Here is a 24,970-nt window from a genome sequence, read left to right as displayed (position 1 = left end):
TCCGCCCGCGTCGGTGACAACAGGGCGGTGACCGCGCGCCGAGTTCGGGAGCCGTTGTGCCGCAACGACATACGCTCGCTGTCCGGCCGGGTGGCGTGATCGCGGTCACCGTCGACGCGCGTCGCCGCCCCACCGAGGACGAGACCGGCCGGCGCACACGAGCGTGTGCACCGGCCGGTCTCGGTCGCTATGCGGTGGACCACTGCCTGGCGTCACCTTTTGGTGTAACTCACAACACGGTGGCTGCGGCGACACGGTCGTCCACGGTTCTCAGGCGCCGGGGCGCTTCTTCCCCGCCGCGATCCCGAAGCCGGCTGCCTTCGACGCGCCGGTCTCGGTGATCACCTTCGCATCGCCGGAGGTACTGCCGTTCCCGTTCGAGTCCGCACTGCCGTTCGGCTCTGCGGAACCGTTCGACTCGGCCTTCGCGGGCTCGGTCTTCTCGGGCTCGGTCTTCTCGGGTTCAGCCTTCGCGGGCTCGGTCTCCTCGGGTTCGGACGGGGTGGCCTCTGCCTTCGGCGCCACCGGAGCAGACGTCTTCGCCGCCTGGCCCGGACGCTTCGCCGCACCCATCCCGAAGCCCTTGGCCTTCGGCTCCGGTGCGGGAGCCGCGGATTCGGCCGACGCGGACTCGCTCGGTGCGGGCTCGGCCTTCGCGGGCTCGGTCGTCGCGGGCTCCGCCTCGGCGGGCTCGGCCTGCGGCTCGGTGGCGGTCGACTCGGCCTTCGCGGCCGGTGCGGCCTTGGCGGCCTGACCCGGTCGCTTGATCCCGCCGGCCATGCCGAAGCCCTTGGCCTTGGGCTCCGGCGCGGCCACCGACTCCGTCTTCTCCGGGGCGGACGCCGTGGACGCCGAGGCGTCGGCGGAGCTCTCGGTCTTCTCCTCGGATGCCTCCGTGGGCGCCTTCGACTCGGTAGCCGGTGCGGCCTTGGCGGCCTGACCCGGTCGCTTCATGCCGCCGGCCATGCCGAAGCCCTTGGCCTTCGGTTCCGGTGCGGCCGCGGTCGAGGCCGCCTCGGTGGGCGCGGCCTTCGACTCCGCCGAGGTGTCCTTGGCGGGCGCATCGGCCTTGGCGGCCTGGCCGGGACGCTTCATGCCGCCGCCCATGCCGAGTCCGACCTTCGGCTTCTCCTTCACGGCGGTGCCGGTCGCCTGCGCGGCGGCCTCGGCGGGTTCGGCCGCGGTGGTCTGCTCGGTCACCGCCTCCGCCTTGGCGTCGGTCTTGTCGAGCGTCGCGGTGCCGACCGTGCCGTTGACGCCCGCTCCGCTCGGGGCCGGACCGAGGAAGCGTCCGCCGCGCTTGATCTCGGCGGCGCCGCGGGTGACCGACTCCAGCAGGAGCTGCGCCACGTCGACGACCTCGACCTTGTTCTCCAGGTCGGTGCCGCTGGTCTTGGCGGTGGTGCCGTCGCTGAGCATCACCTTGCAGAAGGGGCAGCCGGTCGCGATCTTCTGGTTCTTCTCGCCCGACCCGTCGAGGGTCTCGAGGGCCTCGTCGACCCGGTCGAGGTTGATGCGCTTGCCGATCGACTCCTCCATCCACATGCGGGCTCCACCGGCGCCGCAGCACATGGAACGTTCGCCGTGGCGCGGCATCTCACGCAGCGCCGAGCCCGAGGCCGCCATCAGCTCGCGCGGCTCCTCGTAGACCTTGTTGTGGCGGCCGAGGAAGCAGGGGTCGTGGTAGGTGACGTCCTCGGCCACCGGGGCCACGGGGATCAGTCGCTTGTCGCGCACGAGGCGGTTGAGCAGCTGCGTGTGGTGGACGACCTCGAACTTCCCCGGCTGGCCGTCCTCACCGGTCACCTGCGGGTACTCGTTGCCCAGCGCGTTGAAGCAGTGCGCACAGGTGACGACGATCTTCTTCGGCTGGGCCGGCGCGGTGGAGAACAGTTCGTCGAGGGTGCCGATGTTCTGCTGGGCCAGCATCTGGAACAGGAATTCGTTGCCCGAGCGTCGCGCCGAGTCGCCGGTGCAGGTCTCGCCCTCGCCGAGCACGAGGAAGTTGACCGCGGCGATGTCGAGCAACTCGGCGACGGCCTTGGTCGTCTTCTTGGCGCGGTCCTCGTAGGCGCCGGCACAGCCGACCCAGAAGAGGTACTCGAAGCCCTCGAAGGTGTCGACGTCCTTGCCGTAGACGGGGATGTCGATGTCGATCTCGTCGATCCAGTTGGTGCGGTCCTTGGAGTTCTGGCCCCAGGGGTTGCCCTTGTTCTCTAGGTTCTTGAACAGACCGGCGAGCTCGGACGGGAAGTCGGACTCGATGAGCACCTGGTAGCGGCGCATGTCGATGATGTGGTCGACGTGCTCGATGTCGACGGGGCACTGCTCCACGCAGGCGCCGCAGTTGGTGCAGCTCCACAGGGTGTCGGTGTCGATGACGCCGCCGGCGCCCTCGCCCTCACTGGGCCCGACGAGGGGACGTGCGGCCTCGGCGCGAGCAGCGGCCGGGATCTTGTCGAGTCGGGCCTGGTCGACGTTGCCGTCGGCGTCGACGAGACCGACCTCGTCGCCGGCGGAATCGGTGCGTCCACCGGCCAGCAGGTAGGGCGCCTTGGCGTAGCCGTGGTCACGCAGCGAGGTGATCAACAGCTTGGGCGACAACGGCTTCCCGGTGTTCCACGCCGGGCACTGGCTCTGGCAGCGACCACATTCGGTACACGTGGTGAAGTCGAGCCAGCCCTTCCAGGTGAAGTCCTCGATCTTGCCCGCGCCGAAGGCGTCGACGTCGGGGTCGGCCTCCTCCATCACGAGGAGCTCGCCGCGGGACATCATCGGCTTGGCCGCACCGAGTGCGACGCCGCCGTCGTCCTCACGCTTGAAGTAGATGTTGAAGAACGCCGAGAAGCGGTGCCATGCGACGCCCCAGGTGATGCGACGACCGACCACGGCCAGCCACACCATGCCCGACAGCAGCTTGATGGCGGCGAAGATCGACACCAGCAGCGGGCTCTCCGGGAGGATCTTCGCGACCTGCATCGTGAAGAAGTCCGAGCCGACGTGCGCCTCGCCGAAGGTCGCGATCTTGCCGGCCTTGACGAAGATCATGCCGAGGCCCTCGAGCAGCACCACGGCCTCGACGAAGTACGCCGCGCGGAAGTTCGACCCACCGAAGCGCGACAGCCGCTCGGGCACGCGCGGGTGGTTGAGCTGACGGATGATCATCAGGGTGACGATGCCGACGACGGTGCCGATGCCCAGCAGCTCGTCGAGCAGATGCCACACGAAGGTGTCGCCGAACAGCGGCCAGTGGAACTCGGGGTCGAACGTCTGGCCGTAGGCCTCGAACCACAGCAGCGAGCCGACGACGAAGCCCATCATGACCAGCCAGTGCGCCCAGCCGACGGTGCGGAACTTGACCATCCGCGTGTGGGCGACGAACTCGATCATCATCTGCTTGAAGCGGGGGATGACCGGCGTCAGCCGGGTGAGGTCGCGTTGTCCCTGGGCGATGGTGCGGATCATCTTCCAGACACCCGAGAAGAACAGTGCCCAGCAGCCGAGGCTGATGAGTGCGGCGATGGAGCCGATCGTGATCGTCGTGGCGCTCAAGGCGAGGGGCCTTTCTCTCCAGGGCGATCGCGGCCGATGCCCAGGTGTCCTTGCCTAAACGTTAAGGCCTGGTGGCCGGTGCGCGCAGCGAAGGTTCACCTAAGTTCTCACCTGGGGTGATGTTGGTTACCCGCGAGTAGGTTCGAGCGCTCGCTCGGTACCCTTCCGCTCCGACGTCGCCGATGCGCGATCACGGCGAAACGGAATTCTCGGGCGGCCCGTCAGATACAGCGCGAACGGTGCGCGACGCAGCACCTCGGCGACCACGAGCGTGATCGCGACGGTCAGCACATAGACCACGATCGTGGCCCACGGCACGCCCAGATGTTGCTCGAACCAGCCCTTCGAGGTGACGTCGATGCGCGGCAGGATCAGCAGCTGCAGCACCAGGACGTGGGCGAGGAAGATCGCGAACGACCGGTTGGAGGCGTAGGCGACGACGCGGTTGAACCGCGGCGTGCGGTCACGGCGGTCCGACCACCGCACGGCGACGCTGTAGAGCGCGGTGATGGCGAAGAAGATGAAGGGCTGCAGCGTCGGGTTGAGTGCGAAGCCCGCATCGACGGGGGTCTGCCCGCTGTCGACGCGCTGGGTGTAGGTGACGTAGGCGAAGACGGCGCTCGCGACGAGACCGACGACGATCCACCATCCGTGGGCGCGGACCCACGCGTCGACGCGGTCGCGGTGCACCGCCGCGACCCCGCCCAGGAACACGAAGAACTGGTACGGGATGAAGGTGGAGTACGCGTGCCACCAGTTGACGTAGAGCCAGCTGCCCTCCGGCGCGCTGAGGTGGTTGAGCGACCACAGGATCGCGAGCTGGACCGCGCCGCTCACGACCAGCAGTGCGAGATGGTGGCCCCGCGTGGCCCGGACGATCCACAGGATCACCGGGAACAGGACGTAGAACTGCATGATCACGAACAGGAAGTAGAGGTGGAAGCCCGCGGTGCCCCACGCCAGACCGCTCCACAGCGAGTCGAGTGAGAACGGCAGCTGCGACCAACCGCTCGCCGCGACGACCGAGAACGCCCAGTAGACGACCGACCAGATGAGGTAGGGGATAGCGACGAGCTTCAGGCGGCGGCGCCAGAACCGGATCGACGCGAAATCGGCCTTGTCGTAGTTGCCGAACATGAGCACGAACCCGGTCAGGAAGAAGAAGGCGTTGCGGGTGAAGTGCCCCCACATACCGAGCGCGTTGGTCGCGAACGAGGTGTCCGACGCGTTCGTGTTCGTCAACACGTGGCAGAAGATGACCAGCAGGAACGTGCTCCCGCGCAGGAAGTCGAGCTGGTGGAGATGTCCCCGACGGGCGCGCGGCGCCGACTCGGCGACCGGTGCGGTCGCCTGTCGGTGCGCGGCGTCGGCGAGCGTCGACGTCATCGATCTGCTCGCATGGCGGGGGAGAGCATCGCCGCGACGCTACCAGTGGCATCGGAACAGACCCAGAATCGTGATCTGGGCCACGAGCGCATCCGGTCGGCGGTGTCGTCGGCTGATGTCATGGTCTCCAGGATGGCGGGCGGACCTGTGAACGGGCTGTCAGAACGGTGCCCGTTCGCTTCGCTCAGGGCAGTGCTCGATCGCTCCGCTCAGGGCACGGCGCGGGCGGCCGAGACGATGAGGTCGACGACACGGGGGAACGCCGACGAGGTCGAGGTGACCAGCGCGGAATGGCTCTGTCTCGGCAACAGCACCAGGCGCGGACGTCCGCCGGCGCGGGTGAGTGCCTCGACGTAGGTCGTCGACTGGCTGGGACGCACGACGGTGTCGGCGGTGCCGTGCACGACCGTGATCGACGCGCTCGGGTCGAGGTTCTCGATGGGGTCGACGGCCCGGTAGCGGTCGGGCACCTGCGTCGGCGTGCCCCCGAGCGCGCGAATCACGCGTCGGTCGCCGGTGTCGGCGGCAGCTCGCATGTTCAGGGGCCCGGCCAGGGAGATGATGCGGGTCGGGCGCCAGATCGCGCGGACGGGTGGGGGTTGGCTCGTGCTCGGTCGCCGGGTGCCCGCCCACACCGCGAGCTGGGCTCCGGCGGAGTGTCCGACGAGGGTGCTGTCGGCCGTGGCGATGGCGGGGTTGTCGGCGAGGAGGGTGGGCACGAAGTCGACACCGGCGGCGACGTCGGTGAACGTCGTCGGCCATCCGCCCCCGGACCCCAGCCTGCGGTACTCGAGGTTGTAGACGGCGAGCCCACGCGCGGCAAGGGTGCGCGCGAACGGTACGAACGTCCCCGCGCCGTACCGCGAGTTCCATCCACCGCCGTGCACCAGGACCACCAACGGGAGCGATCCCCGGGCGTGCGATCCGGGCGGCAGGAACAGGTCGCCGTAGTCCTGACCGGGGTCGCCGGCGGTGGTGTCGAGGTAGACGTATCGGCGCACCGTGACCGCGTTCATCGCGGCCAGGGCCGGTGCCGCTGCGGTCCGCGACGCCTCCGCCGACGCCGGGCTCATCTGCCGATGTCGGCCGTCCTGGCTGGTCACGGGCAGGGCGACCACGACCGCGATCGCGGCCACCAGGGCGATCACGCCGCACAGTGCGACGAAGCCCCGCGGGTCGACTGTCGGCCGGCGGCTGCGGAGACGGGGACCGATCATCGGCGCCGACGATACCGGCGGGACGGCGCGGCTGTCGGGAACAGATCTCGGGTCCGCGCCGTTGGACACTTCGAAACCTGAGTGAGATGGACTCAAGTGAGTTGACGACCTGTTCGACGACAGGTAGTACTTGAGTCATCCGCGCTGAGGTTCATAGACATCCGGGTGCACGATCATCCCGGTTTCGGCAAACGGAGAAAGCAACGCCGCGCCCCGCGCGGCATCGTCAAGGAGGCAACAAACATGGCACGTGCTGTCGGTATCGATCTCGGCACCACCAACTCGGTGGTGTCGGTTCTCGAAGGTGGAGAACCCACCGTCATCGCCAACGCCGAGGGTTCGCGGACCACACCGTCGGTGGTGGCTTTCGCGCGCAACGGCGAGGTCCTCGTGGGTCAGCCCGCGAAGAACCAGGCCGTCACCAACGTCGACCGCACCATCCGCTCGGTCAAGCGCCACATGGGCGAGGGCGACTGGTCGCAGAAGATCGACGACAAGGACTACACCCCGCAGGAGATCAGCGCCCGCACGCTGATGAAGCTCAAGCGCGACGCGGAGAGCTACCTCGGAGACGAGGTGACCGAGGCGGTCATCACCGTCCCCGCGTACTTCAACGACTCGCAGCGTCAGGCGACCAAGGAAGCCGGCCAGATCGCCGGCCTCAACGTCCTGCGCATCGTCAACGAGCCCACCGCGGCCGCACTCGCGTACGGCCTGGACAAGGGGCAGTCCGAGCAGACCATCCTCGTCTTCGACCTCGGCGGCGGCACGTTCGACGTGTCCCTGCTCGAGATCGGTGACGGTGTCGTCGAGGTCCGCGCGACCTCCGGTGACAACAACCTCGGTGGCGACGACTGGGACCAGCGCATCGTCGACTGGCTCGTCGACAAGTTCAAGGCGCAGAACGGCATCGACCTGACCAAGGACAAGATGGCGTTGCAGCGTCTGCGTGAGGCGGCCGAGAAGGCGAAGATCGAACTGTCGTCCGGTCAGAGCACCTCGATCAACCTGCCCTACATCACCGTCGACTCCGACAAGAACCCGCTGTTCCTCGACGAGCAGTTGAGCCGCAGCGAGTTCCAGAAGATCACCTCGGACCTGCTCGAGCGCACCCGTGCGCCGTTCCAGGCCGTGATCAAGGACGCCGGCGTCTCGGTCGGCGACATCGACCACGTCGTGCTCGTCGGTGGTTCCACCCGTATGCCCGCGGTCAGCGAGCTGGTCAAGGAGCTCACCGGTGGACAGGAGCCCAACAAGGGCGTCAACCCCGACGAGGTCGTCGCCGTGGGTGCCGCACTGCAGGCCGGTGTGCTGCGCGGTGAGGTGAAAGACGTTCTGCTGCTAGACGTCACGCCCCTGAGCCTCGGTATCGAGACCAAGGGTGGCGTCATGCACAAGCTCATCGAGCGCAACACCACCATCCCGACCAAGCGGTCGGAGACCTACACCACGGCCGAGGACAGCCAGCCGTCGGTGCAGATCCAGGTGTACCAGGGTGAGCGTGAGATCGCCTCGCACAACAAGCTGCTCGGATCGTTCGAGCTGGCCGGCATCGCGCCTGCGCCGCAGGGTGTCCCGCAGATCGAGGTGACCTTCGACATCGACGCCAACGGCATCGTGCACGTCACCGCGAAGGACAAGGGCACCGGCAAGGAGAACACCATCCGGATCCAGGACGGCTCGGGCCTCTCGAAGGACGAGATCGACCGCATGATCAAGGATGCCGAGGCGCACGCCGACGAGGACCGCAAGCGCAAGGAAGAGGCCGAGACCCGCAACCAGGCGGAGTCGTTGGTGAACCAGACCGAGAAGTTCTTGAAGGAGAACGAGGACAAGGTTCCCGCCGACGCCAAGGAGAAGGTCGAAGCCGCGATCGCCGGCGCGAACGAGGCGCTCAAGGGCACCGATCTCGCCGCGATCAAGACCGCGGTCGAGACCCTGTCCACCGAGTCGCAGGCCCTGGGACAGGCGATCTACGCCAACGCCGCGGCCGAGGGCGGCGCCGAGGGCGCTCCGGGTGCATCGGCCGGTGCCGACGACGTCGTCGACGCCGAGGTCGTGGACGAGCCCGCCGACACCGACGGTGAGAAGAAGTGACGGCTGATCAGCCGGGGACACCGCAGGAGGAGCCGGGAGACCCGGTCGACCTCGGGGAGGTGGACCCGGAGGACGTGTCCGCAGCGGCCGAGGCGGCGGCGAACGCCGATCCCGCCGAGGCCGGTGCAGCCGACGGCGCCGAGCTGACGCCCGAGGAGGCCCAATCGGCGAAGGAGGCGGAGTTGTTGGCCGACCTGCAGCGACTGCAGGCCGAGTACGCCAACTACCGGCGCCGCGCCGAGCGGGAACGCCAGGGTGCGGTCGAGCAGGGCAAGGCGACGTTGATCAACGCGTTGCTGCCCACGCTCGACGACCTCGACCGTGCGCGTGCGCACGGCGATCTCGAGAGCGGACCGCTGCGCGGTGTCGCCGACAAGATCGTCGACACGCTGACGGCGCAGGGGCTCAGTGCCTTCGGTGCCGAGGGTGACGCGTTCGACCCGGCTCTGCACGAGGCCGTGCAGCACGACGGCGACGGCGCGAGCCCGGTGATCGGGGCGGTCTACCGACAGGGATATCGCCTCGGCGATCGCCTGCTGCGGACCGCGATGGTCACCGTGACCGACGGCACCCCGGCCGACGCCTGAGCAAGTGACACCCACCTCGCACCGCCGCGACCGCCCCTCCGGGGTCCGTCGCGGCGGTGCGGGCGTCGGTGGTGCGACACCATGTCGACAAACACAGAACTTTTCCGCCCGCAGGGGCGACGATTCTCACGAAAGAGGAGGTGACGCCCTATGGCTCCACAGAGGGAATGGTTAGAGCACGACTTCTACAAGGATCTGGGCGTCGCTTCGGACGCCTCGGCCGACGCCATCAAGAAGGCGTATCGCAAGCTGGCCCGGGAGTTGCACCCCGACGCCAACCCCGGCGATGCCGCGGCGGAGGAGCGATTCAAGCGCGTGTCGGAGGCGCACAGCGTGCTGTCCGATCCCGCGAAACGCAAGGAGTACGACGAGACGCGCAGCGCCTTCGCCGGCGGACGATTCCGCGGCAACGGTGCGGGCGGCGGCTTCGGCGGCGGCTTCACCGGCGGTGGTGGTCGGGCGACACCCGGTGCCGGTGGCGGATTCGACGTCGGTGACCTGTTCGGCAACGCCGGCACGACCGCGGGCGGTGACGGCGCGTTCGGTGACCTGTTCGGCGGCCTGTTCAACCGGGCACCCCGGACCGCGACACGACCGCGTCGGGGCAACGACCTCGAGACGCAGACGACGTTGTCGTTCCGCGACGCCGCGCTCGGCACGACGGTGTCGTTGTCACTCACGTCGCCGTCGCCGTGCACGACATGTCACGGCAGTGGCGCCAAACCCGGCACCAGCCCGAGGGTCTGCTCGACCTGTAACGGTGCCGGCGTCGTGAGCCGCAACCAGGGTGCGTTCGGGTTCAGCGAGCCCTGCACCGACTGCCAGGGGACGGGCTCGCGCATCGACGAGCCGTGCTCGGACTGTTCGGGCAACGGCGTCACCGTGCGCACGCGCACCATCAACGTCCGCATCCCGGTCGGCGTCGAGGACGGGCAACGGATCCGTCTCGCCGGACAGGGTGAGGCCGGTCTGCGTGGCGCGCCGTCGGGCGACCTCTACGTGACCGTCACGGTGAGCCCCGACGCGGTGTTCACGCGTGTCGGCAACGACCTGAAGGTCGAACTACCGGTCAGCTTCGGCGAACTGGTGCTCGGCGCGACGGTGTCGGTGCCGACGTTGGAGGGCACCGTCGGGGTGAAGATCCCGCCGAACACCTCCGACGGCCGGACGCTGCGGGTGCGCGGTCGAGGAGTCAGCAAACGGGCCGGCGGTGCCGGTGACCTGTTGGTGACGGTGAAGGTCGCGGTGCCGAAGAAGCTCGACGACGCCGCCGTCGAGAAGCTCCGCGAGTACGCCGATGCCGAGCGCGCCAGTGGTTTCCGGCCGAGGGACGGATGGGGTGATCAGTGATGAGCCGATCGGCCGGCGGAGGCGACGACGAGGTCTTCATGATCTCCGTCGCCGCCGAGCTCGCGGGCATGCACGCCCAGACCCTGCGCACCTACGATCGCCTCGGCCTCGTGCGTCCGCAGCGCGCGGCCGGCGGCGGCCGGCGCTACTCGGCGCGTGACGTCGAGCTGCTGCGCGAGGTGCAGCGCCTCTCGCAGGACGAGGGCGTGAATCTCGAGGGCATCAAACGCATCATCGATCTCACCAACCATGTCGACGCACTGGCCCAGCGCGTCCGCGAACTCGAGGCCGAACTCGCCTCGGCCCGCAACGATCTGCGTCATCGCGGGCACGGCGGCGAACTCGTCCCCGTACCGCGCACCAGCGCCCTCGTGGTCTGGCAACCCCGCAGCAAACGCACTCGCTGACGCCTCGAGTGCGGCCGGGGCGCAGGTGGTTCAGGGTTGCGCCGCCGTGGCACCGTAGCCGGCGGCGCGCAGTGTCGACAGCAGCTCCGATCGCGAGGTCGACCCGAGCCGACGTCGGATGCGTGCGACGTGGTGCTCGACGGTCTTCGCCGAGATGAACAGCGCGGCCCCGATCTCGCGATACGTGAGGCCCAGCACGAGCTTCTCCGCGATCTCGGCCTCTCGTTCGGAGAGGGTGGCGACACCGGTCGCGCCGGGTGCCGGGACCGCGGGAGCCTCGGGACCGGGCGACGCACCGGCCGACGGTGCTCCGCCGATGGTGCGGGCGGTCTGCAGCAGAGAGGTGGCCGAGCGGGTGTCGTCCACACGCAGTGCCCCCTCCGCGGCGAGTCGGGCGCCGTCGAAACCGTGGCCGATGCGGTGCAGATCGTGTGCGGCGAGGTCGATCTCGTCGACCGACAACGGGGGATCGGCATCGTCACCCTGCAGCACGCGCAGCCACACCCGCCCCGCCCGCGCCAGAACCGCGGCGTAGGGGTGGGCATCGGCGGCCGTACCGAGTGCCCTGGCGTGTGGCACCAAGGCATCCGGGGTCCCGGCGAGGATCGCCGCCTGGACGCCGTACCAGTGCCACGCCGCGGCCCAGACCGGTGGATCGCCGAGCGCGGCGAGCAGGCGGTCGACCTCGGCGGCGAGGTGCGCGACGCGGTCGGCGTCACCGCACCGCACCGCGGCCAGCCGCAACTCGCCCAGGGGCAGGAGCGCGAACAGGTCGGCCTCGGCCTCGGCGACCGCCGACTGCGCGTCACGCCAGGCGCTGGCCAGAGCACCCGAATCACCCTGACGGCGGGCGATACCGGCACGCAGAGCGTGCGCGAGGAGACGCTCGCGGTGGCACCCCACCGTCACCGACGACGCCCGTGCGGCCGCGCGGGTGAGATCGCCTGCGGCCATCGCGGTCCAGGCGTCGAGCAGGAGCAGTCGGGCGTCTGCGCGGGTGTCGCCCGACCCGTCCGCCAGAGTTCTGCGTCGGGCGAGCACCGATGCCGCGCCGGCGAGATCGCCGGTGTGCAGCATCAACAGGACGGCGACCACGGCGGCGGACTCGGGTTCGATGCGCTGGGTGTCGGTGGCAGCCGACATCGAGCGCAGCACCGCGCCGACCGCGGTCGCCGACGCATCCGTGACCGACGCCAGCAGACCGGCTGCCAGTTGCGCGGCCGCGGTGTTGTCGGTGGTGGGCGGCGCGTGGTCGGCGACGGAGAGGAACTCCTCGGCCGAGGTGCGGTCACCGGCGGCGATGAGGGCGACAGCCCCGGCGGCGGCGTCGGTCCCGGCCCTGTCGGACCCCAACCAGCCGAACAGTTGCGCAGCGCGAGAATAGGTTCCGCGGCGGGCGGCGACCGAGGCCGCGATGCGTACGCCGGTCGCCACCGTGGCCCGGTCCTCGGAGCCGAGCGCCTCGTCGGCGATGCGGTCGGCCGCGTCGAGGTCGTCGGCCGCCAGTGCCGCGGCGGCCAGAGGCCGATCGCAGACCGACCTGTCGGCGCCGGCCGCGCGTGCCGCCGACCAGATCGTGACCGCCCGGTGTCCGCGGGCGGCGCGGGCATGGTCGACGAGGGTCTCGGCCAGTGCGGGGTCGACCATCCCGTCGGAAGCCGCCGCCAGCGCCCGCTCGAGAGGAAGTGCGTTGTGCGTCAGGAGCACTCGTACCAGTGCGGTGCGGGTGATCGCGATCTGGTGCGCACCGACCACGGCGGCCAGCGCCGGGGCGGCGTCGTCGAGGAACGTGTCGGAGTCGCCGAGGAAGCCCGATCCGCGAGCGGCGTCGATGGCCGACGTCGCGTCCGCGATGTCGAGGTCGCAGGTCTGGGCGACGGTGTCGGGATCGAGGGTGGAACCGGCGGCGGCGACGGTCAGCACGCCCAGTGTGGCGCGGTCGAGGCGGCGCAGTGTGCGGTGGTGATACGCCGAGACGGCCTCGGCCGCAACGGTGATCATCGATCGGGTCTCGGTGTCGACACCGTCCGGCGTGGTCACCGCGGAGATCGCGGCGTCGATCGCGGCACGGTTCCCGCCGCTCATGCGTGCGATCGCCGTGGCCACCGCAGGGGACAGTCGGCGACCGGATCGTTCGACGACCCCGGTCGCGGTGACGGGGGACAGGTCGACGACGCGACCGTGAGAACCGAGCGTGCCGAACAGATCTCGCAGGAGTGGTCGATGATCGCGGGGTTCGGCCGCGACGGCGACGGTGACCTCGCCGGTCGCCGCGATCGAGGCCAGTCGTGCGAGCGTCGTGTCGTCGAGGTCGTGGGCGTCGTCGACCACCAGCGCGGTCCCGGCGTCCGGGGCCGCGGGCACGGAGGTGATCACCACTGTGCCGGCGCTGCGGTGGGAGTCGGCGATCGCTGACAGCAGGAGCGACTTACCGCCCCCGGCTGTCGCGCGGATCCCGGCGTGCACGGGCCGTTCGTCGGCGGCGAGTGCCCGCAGCAGGGCCTGCGCATCGGGCATGCCCGCGAGGGCGACGCCGGGAACGGCGTGATCGATCATCGACGAGGACGGGTCAGGGCAGACCGGGGATGTTGACCGACGGCAGCTTCGGCAGCGGGATCGTCACTGCGCCCTGGGTGTTCTGGGGCGCTGCCTGTGTCGGCGTGTACGGCGCGTTCGTGGGTTCCGCGCGCGTTCCTCCTCCCGTTGCTCCCCCCGATCCTCCGTCGGGAGTCTGGGCCTCGGCGGGAGCGGGCGCGGCGGCCTGGGGCTGCGCCGCCGCCTGGGCCTGGGCCTGCGCCTGGGCTTGAGTCTGGGCCTGCGCTTGTGCCTGGGCTTGGGCCTGCGCCTGGGCTCGGGCTTGCGCGGCGGCATCGGTCGGTCTCGGCGACGTGGAGGTGGTGATCCCCGATTCGACGACGGTGGGGACGCCGGCGGTGGCCGCGGCCGAGGAGCTGGAACCGGCCAGCGGGTTGATCGCGGTCGCGACGGCCCCGTCGGCCGGGTCGGAGCCCGAGTTCAAGGAGGCGGCGACCGCGAGTCCTCCGGCGGAGAGCAGGGCGACGGTGACGAACGCGCCGATGAGCGCCAACCGCTTCCGACGGCCGGAGTTCTCGATCGCGTCGACGGCGCTGGGAGCCGGTGTCGCCGCCCCCACGGTGTGGATTCGGCTCGCCATCGCGGCGCCGCCGGCTGCGGCGGCTGCCTTGGCGGGCACCGCGGCGGCCCCCGACCCCGACGCGAGGATCGCCGCGCCGTAGGCCGAGGTGGTGGCCGGGTCGGAGTCGAGGACGACCGGCACGCGGAGCACGCCCGAGAGCATCTCGGCGACGACGGGCATCGCGGCCCCGCCACCGGTGAGGAGCAACGCCCCCACGTCGCGGAGGCGGTGCCCGGACGCGGTGACCGCCTCGCGCAGCATCGTCATCGACGCGAACATCTGGTTCTGCACGAGCGATTCGAGCTCGGAGCGGCTCAGGGTCACCCGTGTGTCGGCGCCGGGCAGGTCGACGGCGATGGAGGCGTCGGTCTCGGTCGACAGCGCTTCCTTCGCCGCGGTGGCGTCGGTGCGGAGTGCGGCCATCGCGGCGGCGGCCGTGGGATCCGACGGGTCGACGGCGCTCGCGCCGGACGCCGCGAGCACGTGGTCGACGACGAGCTGATCGATCGCGTCGCCGCTGATCTCATCCGACCGAACCGGCGTACCGACGATCTGGGGGTTCTCGCCCGTCTCGACGACGGCGATGTCGAGCGCGGAGGCGCCGAGGTCGTAGACGACGACCAGGGAACCGTCGGAGACATGATCGAGTTCGCCGCCCGCGGCGGTGGCGGCGGCGAGGCTGGCCAGGGCCTCCGGGACGACGCGGACATCGGAGAGACCATGCGCCGCGACGGCGTCACGCAGCTCGTCGTTCTCCGACTGCTGCCATTCGTTGGGTCCGGCGACGACGACGCCGTTCGCGCCTGCGCCCGATTCGTCGGCCAGGTCGACGATCGCGGGCGCGTAGGCCGCGTCCGCAGGTGTCGGGCGGACGAGTGCGCCATAGGAACCGGTCGGTGTCGCCGACACCGCGACCGAGGTCGTCGCACCGATCTTCACACCGAGTCCAGCAGCCATGGGGGTCGCTCCGTCCGATTGGGGAGCACGTATCGACGACGACCCCCCGGCCGGTCGTGACTCCACGGTCATCTTCCTAGTCGCCATCGAACACCCTTCCGTTACCGCTCGCCACCGATTGCGACGAGTTCGCCGCGGCGTGGGAGGTCTCGATTCGCGGTCATCGCAGGCCCTGGCGCTATGGGCCGCTCAGCGGCCGAACAGGCCGCCGAGGCCGGGCACCGTCGGCAGTGCGGGAACGGTGGGGATGGGGTTGAAGGTCTGCTCGGGCACGGTGTCGCCACCCGAACCGGTGTCGCCCGACCCCGAACCGCCACCCGTCGAGCCCGATCCACCGGTCGAGCCGCCGCTGGTCGCGCCGCCCCCGGTAGAACCGCCGCTCGTGCCCCCGCCCGATCCGTTCGAGGTCCCGCCGGACGTGGAACCGCCGTTCGAGGCGCCGCCCGACTGCGTCCCGCCCGAGCCGGAGCCCGTGGAACCCGAACCGGTGCCACCGGAGGTGGAGCCGCCCGAGGTCCCGTCCGAGGAGCCGCTCGACCCGGCGTCGTTCGCGGCGGATGTCCCCGCCGCGGAGGCGGGCGCACCGGATCGCGCAGCCGCCGAGGGAGCCGCCGACGGCGACGACGCCGAGGGGGTCGCGGCCGAGGTCGCGGGTGTCGCGGCCGGGCTCTCCGACGAACTCAGCGCGGTACCGACCGACAACCCGCCCGCGGTGATGAGCGCGATCGCCACCGCGACCCCACCGATGATCGCGAGCCGACGGGTACGACCCGAGGTCGACTTCGCGGCGACCGGCGTCCGCGGGGCGGGGGAGACCGTGCGGGAGACGACCGTCTCGGCCGAGGCGGAGGCGTTCGATGTGGCGCCGGCGACCTCGGACGCGGCCGCCGCGGCGTTCGCGGGCATGGCGTCGAGGACCCCGGGTGCGGCATCGATCTCTGCGGCCAGGATGGCGGCACCGAACGCCGAGGTGGTGGCGGGGTCGGCATCGACGACCACCGGGATCCGCAGGACACCGGAGAGCATCTCGGTCACCAGCGGCATCGCCGCGCCGCCGCCGGTGAGCAGCAGAGCACCGACGTCGCGCAGGCTGTGGCCCGAGGCGGTGACCGCGTCACGCAGCAACGACACCGCCGCGAACATCTGGTCGTGCAGCAGCGACTCGATCTCCGAGCGCACCAGCCGGGTCTCGGTGTGCAGCCCGGGCAGATCGACGGTGAGGGTGGTGTCGGTGTCGACCGACAACGTCTCCTTCGCCACCGTGCAGCGCCGTCGCAGTGCGGTCAGCGCCTCGATCGTCGCGGGTTCGAACGGATCGATCGAGTCGACCGCGTCGACCGACTGCAGCACGTGGGCCAGCAGCAGCTGGTCGAACGCGTCGCCGCTGATCTCCTCCGACCGTGTCGGTCGGCCCAGGATCTGCGACTCGTCGCCGGTGCGGACGACGGTGATGTCGAGTGCCGACCCGCCGAGGTCGAACACGACGACGACATCGGACGGCAGCTCACGACCGGTGGCCTGCGCCGCCGCGACGCTCGCGATGGCCTCGGGCACGAAGGTGACGTCGGAGAGGCCGTGGGCGTCGGCCGCGGCGCGCACCATGTCGACGGTGTAGGGCTGCCATCCGTTCGGGCAGGTCACGACGACGCTGGTGGCGTCCGAGCGGGACTCGGCGGCCAGGCACGCCAGCGCTGTCGCGTAGAGGTCCTCGCCGCTGAAGCGTCGGCCGTCGTCGGCGACGAGTTCCACCGGGTCGCCCACGCGCTCGGTGAAGCCGGACAGTCGCGCCGAGCCCTCGGCGCCGGCGGCCTGCCATGCCGATGCCAGCACCGGTTCGCGACCGGGCGCCACCTCCAGTGCGGTGGGCCGCACGAGCGCGTCGTAGGTGCCCGACGGTGTGGACGAGACGGCCACCGACATGGTGGCGCCGATCTTCATGCCCAGGCCCGACGGTCGGCGGGTGTCTGCTGCCGCAGCGGGCGTGTGGTGGCCTCCGGCTGTGGAATTGTGGTGGCCTCCGGCCATGAGGTCGACTCCCGTTCGTCGCTGGGGTGGGGTCGTGACCCCACCGGTTCTTCTCCCGCTTGTCGCCATCGGGGCCCACCGCGTTACCCCATGACGGGCCCCTCGAGATGGTTGCGGGGGGATCCCCTAATGCCCCCGACGAGACAGGGGGCTTCACCCCGTTGGGCCCGGGTGCCCTCGCCCCTAGCGTGGTCAGCAGTCAGGTTGCGCCGACCGCGCCACCTCGAGTGACCCAGGAGCCCCGATGCCCACCAACGCCGTTCTCGACTTCATCCTGAACCTGCTGCGCGACGACAAGGCCGCCGCGGCGTACCTCAGTGACCCGCAGTGTGCCCTCGACACCGCCGGCCTGGGCGATCTCTGCCCCGCCGACATCGTCGCCGCGGCGCCGGCGGTCGCCGAGTCGGGTCTGTTCCCGGGCGGATCGCGACTGGCGTCCATCGTCGGTGCGGGAACCCCCGCCGCGGGCGGGCTCGGTGGTCTGGGCGGCGGTCTCGGTGGGATCGGCGTCGGCGGTCTGGGCGGGGCAGCCCTCGGCGGCCTCGGTGGGGTCGCCGTCGGACTGGGCGGTGTCAACCTCGGTGGGGTCAACCTCGGCGGCATCAACCTGGGCAGCATCGACTTCGGCAGCATCGACTTCGGCGGTCTGGGCGGACTGAACCTGGGCGGCATCGACTTCGGGTCGCTCGCACTGGGCAGCATCGATCTCGGCGGGATCGCGCTCGGCGGCATCGACCTGAGCAACCTCGTCTCGGCGAACAACCTCATCGACCTGGGCCTCGGAAGCCTCTCGCTGGGCAGCCTGGCCCTGGGTGACCTGGCCATCGGCACGCAGCTGTCGGCCGCGCTGGCCGCCGCTCTCGCCGGCGCACTCACCGTCGGCGGCGACATCGCGGCCGCACTCGGTGTCGCACTCGGTGCTCTGGTCGACGCGGCCCTGGCCGTCGGTGGCGGTCTGGGCGCCGTGTTCGACGCGAACGGCCTCCTGAACATCGGCGCCACCATCGCCGGGGTGTTCACCGGTGGACTCGGTCTGGCCGCCGGTCTCGGTGTGCAGCTGGCCGGAACGATCAACGCGGCGCTCGGCGCGGCCGGTGTCGTGGTCGCCGGCGGCACGGCGACCGTCGGTGCCGCGCTCGGCGGCGCCCTGGCCGTCGGCGGATCGCTGGCCGCCAACGTCGGCGCAGCCCTCGGTGCGGCGCTCGGCGGTGCCGTCGGCGTCGGCGGCGCGCTCGCGGCCGATCTCGCCGGTGCGTTGTCGGCAGGACTCGGGGTCGCGGGCTCCCTGGCCGCGGTCCTCGGTGGCGGACTCGGCCTCGGTGCGAACCTGCTCGGCGGTGTCGTGGCACAGCTCGGCGGCGCTCTCGGAGCGGCCCTGGGCGTCACCGCTGGCCTCGGCGGTGCTCTGACGGGATTGCTCGACGCCTCGGTCGTCGCCGGGCTCGTCGGCGGACTCACGGCCTCGCTGCAGGGCGCGCTCGGCGCGGCCCTCGGTGCCGGCGGTGCGATCGGCGCCGACCTCGGTCTCGCGCTCGGCGCGGCGCTCGGAGCGGTCACCGACGTGACCGGACTGCTCGACCTCGGCGCCGTCCTCGGAGCCGGTGGCGCCCTGGCCGCCGCGCTCACCGGCGCACTCGGTCTCGGTGGTGGCATCACGGCCGCCCTGGCCGCATCCCTCGACGCCGCGCTCGCCGCGGCCGGCGGTATCGACCTCGCCGCCATCCTCGCCGGCGGCGGAAACCTCGGTGTGGCGCTCGGGACGGCCCTGTCGGGTGTTCTCGACGCCGGTGGCGCGGTCGCGGCGAACCTCGGTCTCGCGCTCGGCTCGGTGCTCGGCGGCGCCCTCGGTGGCGCGGCCGGACTCTCCGGCGCTCTCGGCGCCCAGCTGTCCGGCCTGCTCGCCGGTGGCGTCGGTCTCGGTGCGGCCCTCTCGACCGTCCTCGGCGGTGCCCTCGACCTGTCGTCGGCCCTCAATCTGTCCTCGGCGCTGAACCTCTCCGGTGCCCTCGATCTCGGTGGCTCGCTCGCCGCGGCCCTCGGCGCCGGCGGTCTGCTCACCGGTGACCTCGCGGCGTTGCTCGACACCGGTCTCGCGGCGCAGCTCTCGGGTGCGCTCGGAGCCACCCTCGGCGCCGGTGGTGCGGTCGCCGCCGATCTCGGCGCCGCGCTCGGTGGCGCACTGGGTGGCCTCGTCACCGTCGGCGGTCTGCTCGACGGCGGCGTCGCTCTGTCCGCCGGCGCCGCACTCGCCGGCCAGCTCGGCGCGGCACTGGGGCTCGACGGACTCCTCGTCGGCCAGCTCGGCGGCGCCCTCGACGCCCTGCTCGGCGCGGGCGTCGACGTGGCCGCGGTGCTCGCGGGAACCACCGACCTCGCAGCGGTGCTCGGCGGCGCCGTCGGTCTCGGTGGCGCCGCAGCGGCCGACCTCGGCGCGACCCTCGGTGCGGTGCTCGGCACCGGACTCACCGGCGTCCTCGGCGCCCAGCTCTCCGGGCTGCTCGCCGGTGGTGTCGGACTCGACGCCGCCCTGTCGACCGTCCTCGGTGGCGCACTGGGTCTCGGGGGAGGTGTCGATCTCGGCGGCGCTCTCGCCGCGGCCCTCGGCGCCGGCGGCGTCCTGTCGACCGACCTCGCGGCGGTCCTCGGTGGCGACATCGCCGCCCAGCTCTCCGGCGCCCTGGGTGCCGCGCTGTCGGCCGGCGGAACGCTCGGCACCGGCCTGGGGGCATCACTCGGATCGGTGCTGACCGCAGCGGCCGGCCTCGGCGGTCTCGCGGCCGTCGACCCCTCGCTCGCACTCGGTGTGGGTGGGACGCTCGCCGCGGGCCTCGGCGCCGCACTCGGCGTCGACGGCCTGGTGATCGGCCAGCTCGGGGGAGCGCTCGACGCGGTCCTCGGCGGCGGCGTCGACCTGGCCGGCGTTCTCGCCGGCACCACCGACCTGTCGGCGATCCTCGCCACCGCGCTCGGCGCCGGTGGCGCCCTCGGTGCCGACCTCGGCGCATCGTTCGGGGCCGTCCTGGGCACCGCGCTCTCCGGCGCGCTCGGCGCGCAGGTCTCGGGTCTCCTGGCCGGGGGTCTCGACCTCGGCAGCGCCCTGTCGACCGTGCTCGGCGGCGCCGTCGGACTCGACGCGACCGGCGCCCTGGGCCTCGGCGCGGCCGCGGAGCTGGGGACCGATCTCGTCGCGGCGCTCGGTGCCGGCGGCCTCGCGACCACCGACCTCACCGCACTCGTGTCGGGCGGCCTCGCCGCCGACCTGTCCGGATCGCTCGCCACCGCCCTCGGTGCCGGCGGATCCGCGGCCGCCGGACTGGGCACCGCCCTCGGTGGCGCGGTCACCGCGGCCGTGGCCGCGGGTGCGATCGACCCGTCGCTGGGTCTCGACGTCGGTTCGGTGCTCGCCGGCGGTCTCACCGCCGGACTCGGTGTCGACCCGGCGCTCGTGTCGCAGCTCGGTGCGGCGTTCACCACCGCGCTCGGTGGCTCCGTCGATCTCGCCGGTGTGCTCGGCGGCACCGCCGACCTCGGTGGCGCGCTCGGTGCGGCCCTCGGACTCGGTGGCGGCGGTGCTGCCGCCCTCGGGGCGTCGCTCGGCGCCGTCGTCGGTTCGGCGTTCGACGGATCTCTCGGGGGGTCGCTCGGCGGCTCGCTCGCCGGCGGCCTGGGCACCGACCTCCTCGCGGGCCTCGGTGGCGGACTCGACGCCGGCAGCGTGCTCGGCTCGGCGTTCGGCGGCGCCCTGTCGCTGGACGGGAACGCCGCGGGTGGCCTCGGCACCGCGTTCACCACGGCCCTCGCCGCGGGTGGCGATCTCGGCGGCAACCTCGGCGGCCAGGTCGCCGGGCTCGCCGACCCCGGTGCCGGTCTCGCCGGCGCCGCGTCGCTCGGCACCGGCCTCGCCGGATCACTCGGCACCGGACTCGGCCTCGGAGGATCGGACCCCACGCCGAACCTGGCCGCAGGACTCGACGGCGCCATCGGCGGAGCGGCGAACACCGCGCTCGACGCCGGTGGTGCCGCCGGGGCCACCTCCGGTCTGCACGGTCTCGCCGGGGCGGGCACGTCGCTCGCCGGCGGGCTGGGCCTCGGGTCGGGCGTCCAGAGCGCACTCGGCGGTGACGCCACCGCGAACCTGCAGGGCGCGCTCGACTCCGTGCACTCGCTCTCCGCGGGCTCGACGGCGGGGACGGCCGGGACGACGGGGCTCACCGGCGACGCGTCCGGCGCGGCCGCCGGCACTGGTGGTGTCGACGGCGCGCTGCACGGTCTCACCGGCACCACGGCCGGTCTCGCCGGCAGCGGCGCGGCGGGCCTCACGGGCGGCGCCACGAGCGGTCTCACCGCGCACCAGGGCTGGTCGGGTCTCGACGCCGACCACACCTTCGGCGCGGCGACCACGTCGTCCACCGCGGCCGACGGCAGCGCGCACGGGTCGGCCCTGCACGACTCGGGTCTGACCGGCGGCCTCACCGACGGCCTGTCGACCGGCCTGGGCGGCACCGCCGACACCGCGTCGCACACCGACACCGCCGCCACACAGAACCACCATCTGGACCTCGGACACGGCCTGCTGCCCTGACCGAGACCACCGCGAGCTCGTCACCGACGGTGGGCGGTTGCCCCGAACTGCCGCCCACGACCGTGTGACAGCGTCGGCCCCGTACGCTTGCGTGCGGGGCCGATGCGGTTCGCGGACCCGGTAACCACACAGAACACCCAGATCAGACAGGCCATGCGGCGGTCGGGCACCGCCGGTGGACACGACAGTTTGAGGTCGTCGACTCCCCATGCACGTCATCCCGACCGGATCCGACGGTTCATCCCCTCAGCGGGATCCGACCCCACAGAACTCGTCGGGGTCCACCGGGCAGCAGCTGGGCGACCTCCTCGGGCAGATGGCGCAGATCGCGATCGGTGTCGACCGCCACGACCTCGCCGACCGCCTCGCCGGCGCCCGCACCCGTGTCACCGACCCGCGTCTGCGGATCGTCGTCGTCGGACCGCTGAAACAGGGCAAGAGCCAGTTCGTGAACTCACTGCTCGGGGTCGACGTCTGCTCGGTCGGCGACGACGAGACGACCGCGGTGCCGACGCTGGTGTCGTACGCGGCGCAACCCTCGGCGCAGCTGGTCCTCGACAGCGGGACCGACGAACCGATCCGCGTGCCCGTCCCGCTGGCCGACATCCACGCGATCACACCGCGCAGCCCGCTCGCCGGCGGTCGTACCGTCCTGCGCCTCGAGATCGCCGCGCCGAGCGCGTTGCTCGCCGACGGACTCGTCCTCGTCGACACCCCCGGGGTCGGCGGCCACGGCAACCCCCATGCCGCCTCCACGCTCGGTCTCATCCCGACCGCCGACGCGGTGTTCGTGCTCTCCGACGCCGGCACCGAGTTCACCGAACCCGAGGTCGCCTTCCTGCGGCAGGTCACCGCGCTGTGCCCCACGGTGGCGTGCCTGATCAGCAAGACCGACCTCTACCCGCACTGGCGAGCCGTCGTCGACGCCGACCGTGCGCACCTCGACCGCGAGGGCATCGACGTGCCACTGCTGCCGATCTCGTCGGTGCTGCGTTCACATGCGCTGCGCCGCAACGACGACGCCCTCAACGCCGAATCGGGTTTCGCGGATCTCTACGCGTACCTGCGCGAGCGGGTCGTCGCCCACGCCGACACCATGACCCGGGCCTCGGTCGCGTCGGATCTGCGGTCGGTGTCCGAGCACCTGGCGTTGACCCTGGGCAGCGAGCTCGCCGCGTTGCGCGATCCCGAGACCGCGGCCGCCGCGGTCGCCGGACTGCAGCGTGCGCAGGCCGCGGCCGCGCAGATGCAGACCACCTCGGCGTTGTGGCAGCAGACCCTCGCCGACGGCATCGGCGACCTCGCCTCCGACATCGACCACGACCTGCGCGACCGGTTGCGCGCGGTGACCCGTGAGGCCGAGAAAGCCGTCGAGGAAGGCGATCCCGGCAAGGACTGGCCGCAGCTGAGCGACTGGCTCGCCGACCAGATCGGGCTCGCGGTCGGCGACAACTTCGTGTGGGCGCAACAGCGCACGGTGTGGCTCGCGCAGCGTGTCGCCGACCATTTCGCGGCCGCCGGCGAGGTGGTGCTGCCCGATCTCGACATCTCCGATCTCGACGGCGTCTTCGACACCGTGACCGAACTCTCCGACCTCGAGTCGGGCCGTATCGGCATCGGTCAGAAGATGCTCATCGGCATGCGCGGGTCGTACGGTGGCGTGCTCATGTTCGGTCTGCTGACCACCGTCGTCGGGCTCACCCTCATCAACCCCATCTCGGTCGGAGCCGGAGTCCTGCTGGGCACCAAGGCCTATCGCGACGAGAAGGAGGGCCGCATCGAGGGGCGGCGGGCCAAGGCGCGCCAGGCCATCGGCAAGTTCACCGACGACGTCAGCTTCCAGGTCGGCAAGGAGTCGCGCGACCGACTGCGCCACACCCAACGCGCGTTGCGCGACCACTTCACCGCGGTCGCCGACCAGACCGCGCGATCGGTCAACGATTCGCTGCGGTCGGCGCAGGAGGCCGCCTCGGCGCAGAGTGCGCACCGCACCACGCGGATGGCCGAACTCGAGGCGCAACTGCACGCCGTCGGTGCCCTGCGCACCGTCGCGAACCAACTCGAACCCGCGCCCGGTGCGATCGCGGTCGAGCGAGCCGAGCCGGCCGACCAGCGTGCACCGGCCGGCCAGGGCGAACCCCAGCCCACCCCGACGCGATCGATCGCGCGGCACCGGAAGCAGTGAGCACCCTCGACCGGACGCGGGCGCTCATCGAGGCCGCACGCGCCGCCCACCACGACGACCCGTGGGCCGATCGCAGGCTCACCGAGTGCGCCGACCGCCTCGACGAGCCGCTGCGTCTGGCGCTGGCCGGCTCGCTGAAGGCGGGCAAGTCGACGCTGCTCAACGCGCTCGTCGGCCAGGACATCGCACCGACCGACGCGACCGAGTGCACCCGCGTGGTCACCTGGTACCGCCGCGGCACCACACCGACGGTCACCGCGACCTACGACGGTGACCACCGGATCGACATCCCGGTCCTGCGACCCGCCGGTCGGCTCACCTTCGATTTCGGGTCGCTCACCGCCGACCGCGTCGACCGCCTCGACGTCGCGTGGCCCGCCCGCACCCTGCAGTCGACCACCATCATCGACACGCCGGGCACCGCGTCGCTCTCGCGGAAGATCTCGGCGCAGACCGTCGACATGCTCACCCCGGACAACGGGGAGTCGGGCGCCGACGCCGTCGTCTACCTGTTGCGTTCGCTCACCCACACCGACACCGCGATGCTGGGACGCATCGGGCAGGCCATCGGCCGCGAATCGGGTCCGCTGGGCGTGGTGGGTGTCGTGTCCCGGGCCGACGAGATCGGTGCGGGCCGCATGGACGCGATGATGTCGGCGCGCGACGTCGCGGCCCGCTTCGCCTCCGAACTCGAACGGACCGGACTGTGTCAGGCGGTCGTGCCGGTCGCCGGGCTGCTGGCGCTCGGCGCCCGCACCCTGCGTGAGGTCGAGTACCGCGCCCTGGTCGCGCTCGCGTCGGTCGCACCCGACGACCTCGCCCTGGCGATGCTGTCGGCCGACCGGTTCTCCGCGCCGACCACCGACCTGCCCGTCGCCGCGGAGACCCGCGCGGCACTGCTCGACCGGTTCGGGGTGTTCGGGGTCCGCATGGCGGTCACCCTGATCCGACTGGGCAGTCCCGACAGCCCCACGCTGGCCGCCGAACTCGTCGAGCGCAGCGGGCTCGACGAACTCCGCGCGGTCATCGACGTGCAGTTCGGTCAGCGCACCGAGCAGCTGAAGAGCCACACCGCGCTGGTCACCCTCGGGCGCATCCTCGACGAGAGCGACGCCCCCGGTTCCGCGGCCATCGCCGCCGACGTCCACCGGATGCTCGCCGACGTCCACGGCTTCACCGAGCTGCGTCTGCTCGGGCGGGTACGCGCCGGGGCCATCCACCTGCCCGAACACCACCTCGAGGAGCTGACCCGCATCGTCGGCGGTGTCGGCATCGATCCGATGGTGCGGCTCGGTCTCGATCCCGACGCGGGCACCGAGGCCGTGCGCACCGCGGCACTCGACGCGATCCGGATGTGGCGGGCGCGGGCGACGCATCCCCTGCTCGACCGGCCCACCGCGTTGGCGTGCGGGGTCGCCGCACGCAGCGCCGAAGGCGTGCTCGCCGCCCTGACGACAGAGCGCTGAGA

At 71.8% G+C, this 24,970-nt stretch carries 13 protein-coding genes; 7 read left to right on the top strand and 6 right to left on the bottom strand.

All coding sequences use genetic code 11. The annotated features are described in order from the left end of the window. Positions 1 to 270: 270 nt before the first annotated feature. From OG579_RS10170 to OG579_RS10160, 3 genes are all read right to left on the bottom strand, one after another. Entirely contained in the window at positions 271 to 3,552 is a 3,282-nt protein-coding gene (locus OG579_RS10170; protein ID WP_328859031.1) for a heterodisulfide reductase-related iron-sulfur binding cluster, read from the bottom strand. A 126-nt stretch (positions 3,553 to 3,678) separates the two neighbouring features. Beyond that, the gene (locus OG579_RS10165) at positions 3,679 to 4,938 is read right to left on the bottom strand and encodes an acyltransferase (RefSeq protein ID WP_328859030.1); all 1,260 of its coding nucleotides are present in this window, start codon (positions 4,936 to 4,938) and stop codon (positions 3,679 to 3,681) included. A gap of 209 nt (positions 4,939 to 5,147) precedes the next feature. Next, positions 5,148 to 6,155, bottom strand: coding sequence for an alpha/beta hydrolase family protein (locus OG579_RS10160; protein ID WP_328859029.1), 1,008 nt, complete (start codon positions 6,153 to 6,155; stop codon positions 5,148 to 5,150). A 243-nt stretch (positions 6,156 to 6,398) separates the two neighbouring features. On the opposite strand from OG579_RS10160, the gene dnaK reads away from it, so the two are divergent. The 4 genes from dnaK (at position 6,399) to OG579_RS10140 (ending at position 10,596) form a co-directional block, all read left to right on the top strand. Continuing rightward, positions 6,399 to 8,252 carry a molecular chaperone DnaK gene (gene dnaK / locus OG579_RS10155; RefSeq protein ID WP_328859028.1) on the top strand — a complete coding sequence of 618 codons (1,854 nt, stop codon included), beginning with the start codon at positions 6,399 to 6,401 and terminating at the stop codon, positions 8,250 to 8,252. Continuing rightward, positions 8,249 to 8,839, top strand: coding sequence for a nucleotide exchange factor GrpE (gene grpE / locus OG579_RS10150; RefSeq protein WP_408068784.1), 591 nt, complete (start codon positions 8,249 to 8,251; stop codon positions 8,837 to 8,839). The genes dnaK and grpE overlap by 4 nt, the downstream gene beginning before the upstream one ends. Positions 8,840 to 8,989: 150 nt before the next feature. Further along, complete coding sequence (gene dnaJ / locus OG579_RS10145) at positions 8,990 to 10,189, top strand: molecular chaperone DnaJ (protein WP_328859027.1); 1,200 nt, start codon at positions 8,990 to 8,992, stop codon at positions 10,187 to 10,189. Next, positions 10,189 to 10,596, top strand: a complete 408-nt coding sequence (locus tag OG579_RS10140; protein ID WP_328859026.1) for a heat shock protein transcriptional repressor HspR — start codon at positions 10,189 to 10,191, stop codon at positions 10,594 to 10,596. Before dnaJ ends, OG579_RS10140 begins: the two co-directional genes overlap by 1 nt. A gap of 30 nt (positions 10,597 to 10,626) precedes the next feature. Here OG579_RS10140 and OG579_RS10135 read toward each other — a convergent pair whose 3' ends face one another. The 3 genes from OG579_RS10135 to OG579_RS10125 all read right to left on the bottom strand — a co-directional run bounded on the left by OG579_RS10135 (position 10,627) and on the right by OG579_RS10125 (position 16,735). Beyond that, complete coding sequence (locus OG579_RS10135) at positions 10,627 to 13,152, bottom strand: LuxR C-terminal-related transcriptional regulator (protein ID WP_328859025.1); 2,526 nt, start codon at positions 13,150 to 13,152, stop codon at positions 10,627 to 10,629. Positions 13,153 to 13,165: 13 nt separating this feature from the next. After that, the gene (locus OG579_RS10130; RefSeq protein WP_328859024.1) at positions 13,166 to 14,710 is read right to left on the bottom strand and encodes an Hsp70 family protein; all 1,545 of its coding nucleotides are present in this window, start codon (positions 14,708 to 14,710) and stop codon (positions 13,166 to 13,168) included. A 189-nt stretch (positions 14,711 to 14,899) separates the two neighbouring features. Then, the gene (locus tag OG579_RS10125) at positions 14,900 to 16,735 is read right to left on the bottom strand and encodes an Hsp70 family protein (RefSeq protein ID WP_328859023.1); all 1,836 of its coding nucleotides are present in this window, start codon (positions 16,733 to 16,735) and stop codon (positions 14,900 to 14,902) included. Between the two features lie 244 nt (positions 16,736 to 16,979). Here OG579_RS10125 and OG579_RS10120 point away from each other — a divergent pair, with 244 nt between their 5' ends. From OG579_RS10120 to OG579_RS10110, 3 genes are all read left to right on the top strand, one after another. After that, positions 16,980 to 21,317 carry an IniB N-terminal domain-containing protein gene (locus OG579_RS10120; RefSeq protein WP_328859022.1) on the top strand — a complete coding sequence of 1,446 codons (4,338 nt, stop codon included), beginning with the start codon at positions 16,980 to 16,982 and terminating at the stop codon, positions 21,315 to 21,317. 208 nt (positions 21,318 to 21,525) lie between these two features. Beyond that, on the top strand, positions 21,526 to 23,502 hold the full coding sequence (locus OG579_RS10115) for a dynamin family protein (protein ID WP_408068783.1): 1,977 nt from the start codon (positions 21,526 to 21,528) through the stop codon (positions 23,500 to 23,502). Beyond that, on the top strand, positions 23,499 to 24,968 hold the full coding sequence (locus tag OG579_RS10110) for a dynamin family protein (protein ID WP_408068782.1): 1,470 nt from the start codon (positions 23,499 to 23,501) through the stop codon (positions 24,966 to 24,968). Before OG579_RS10115 ends, OG579_RS10110 begins: the two co-directional genes overlap by 4 nt. Positions 24,969 to 24,970: the final 2 nt, after the last annotated feature.

The organism is Williamsia herbipolensis (genome assembly GCF_036153515.1).
Classification (GTDB): Bacteria; Actinomycetota; Actinomycetes; order Mycobacteriales; family Mycobacteriaceae; genus Williamsia_A; species Williamsia_A herbipolensis.
Note: the sequence above shows the minus strand (reverse complement) of the source record. Positions and strands in the feature narration are given on the sequence as shown.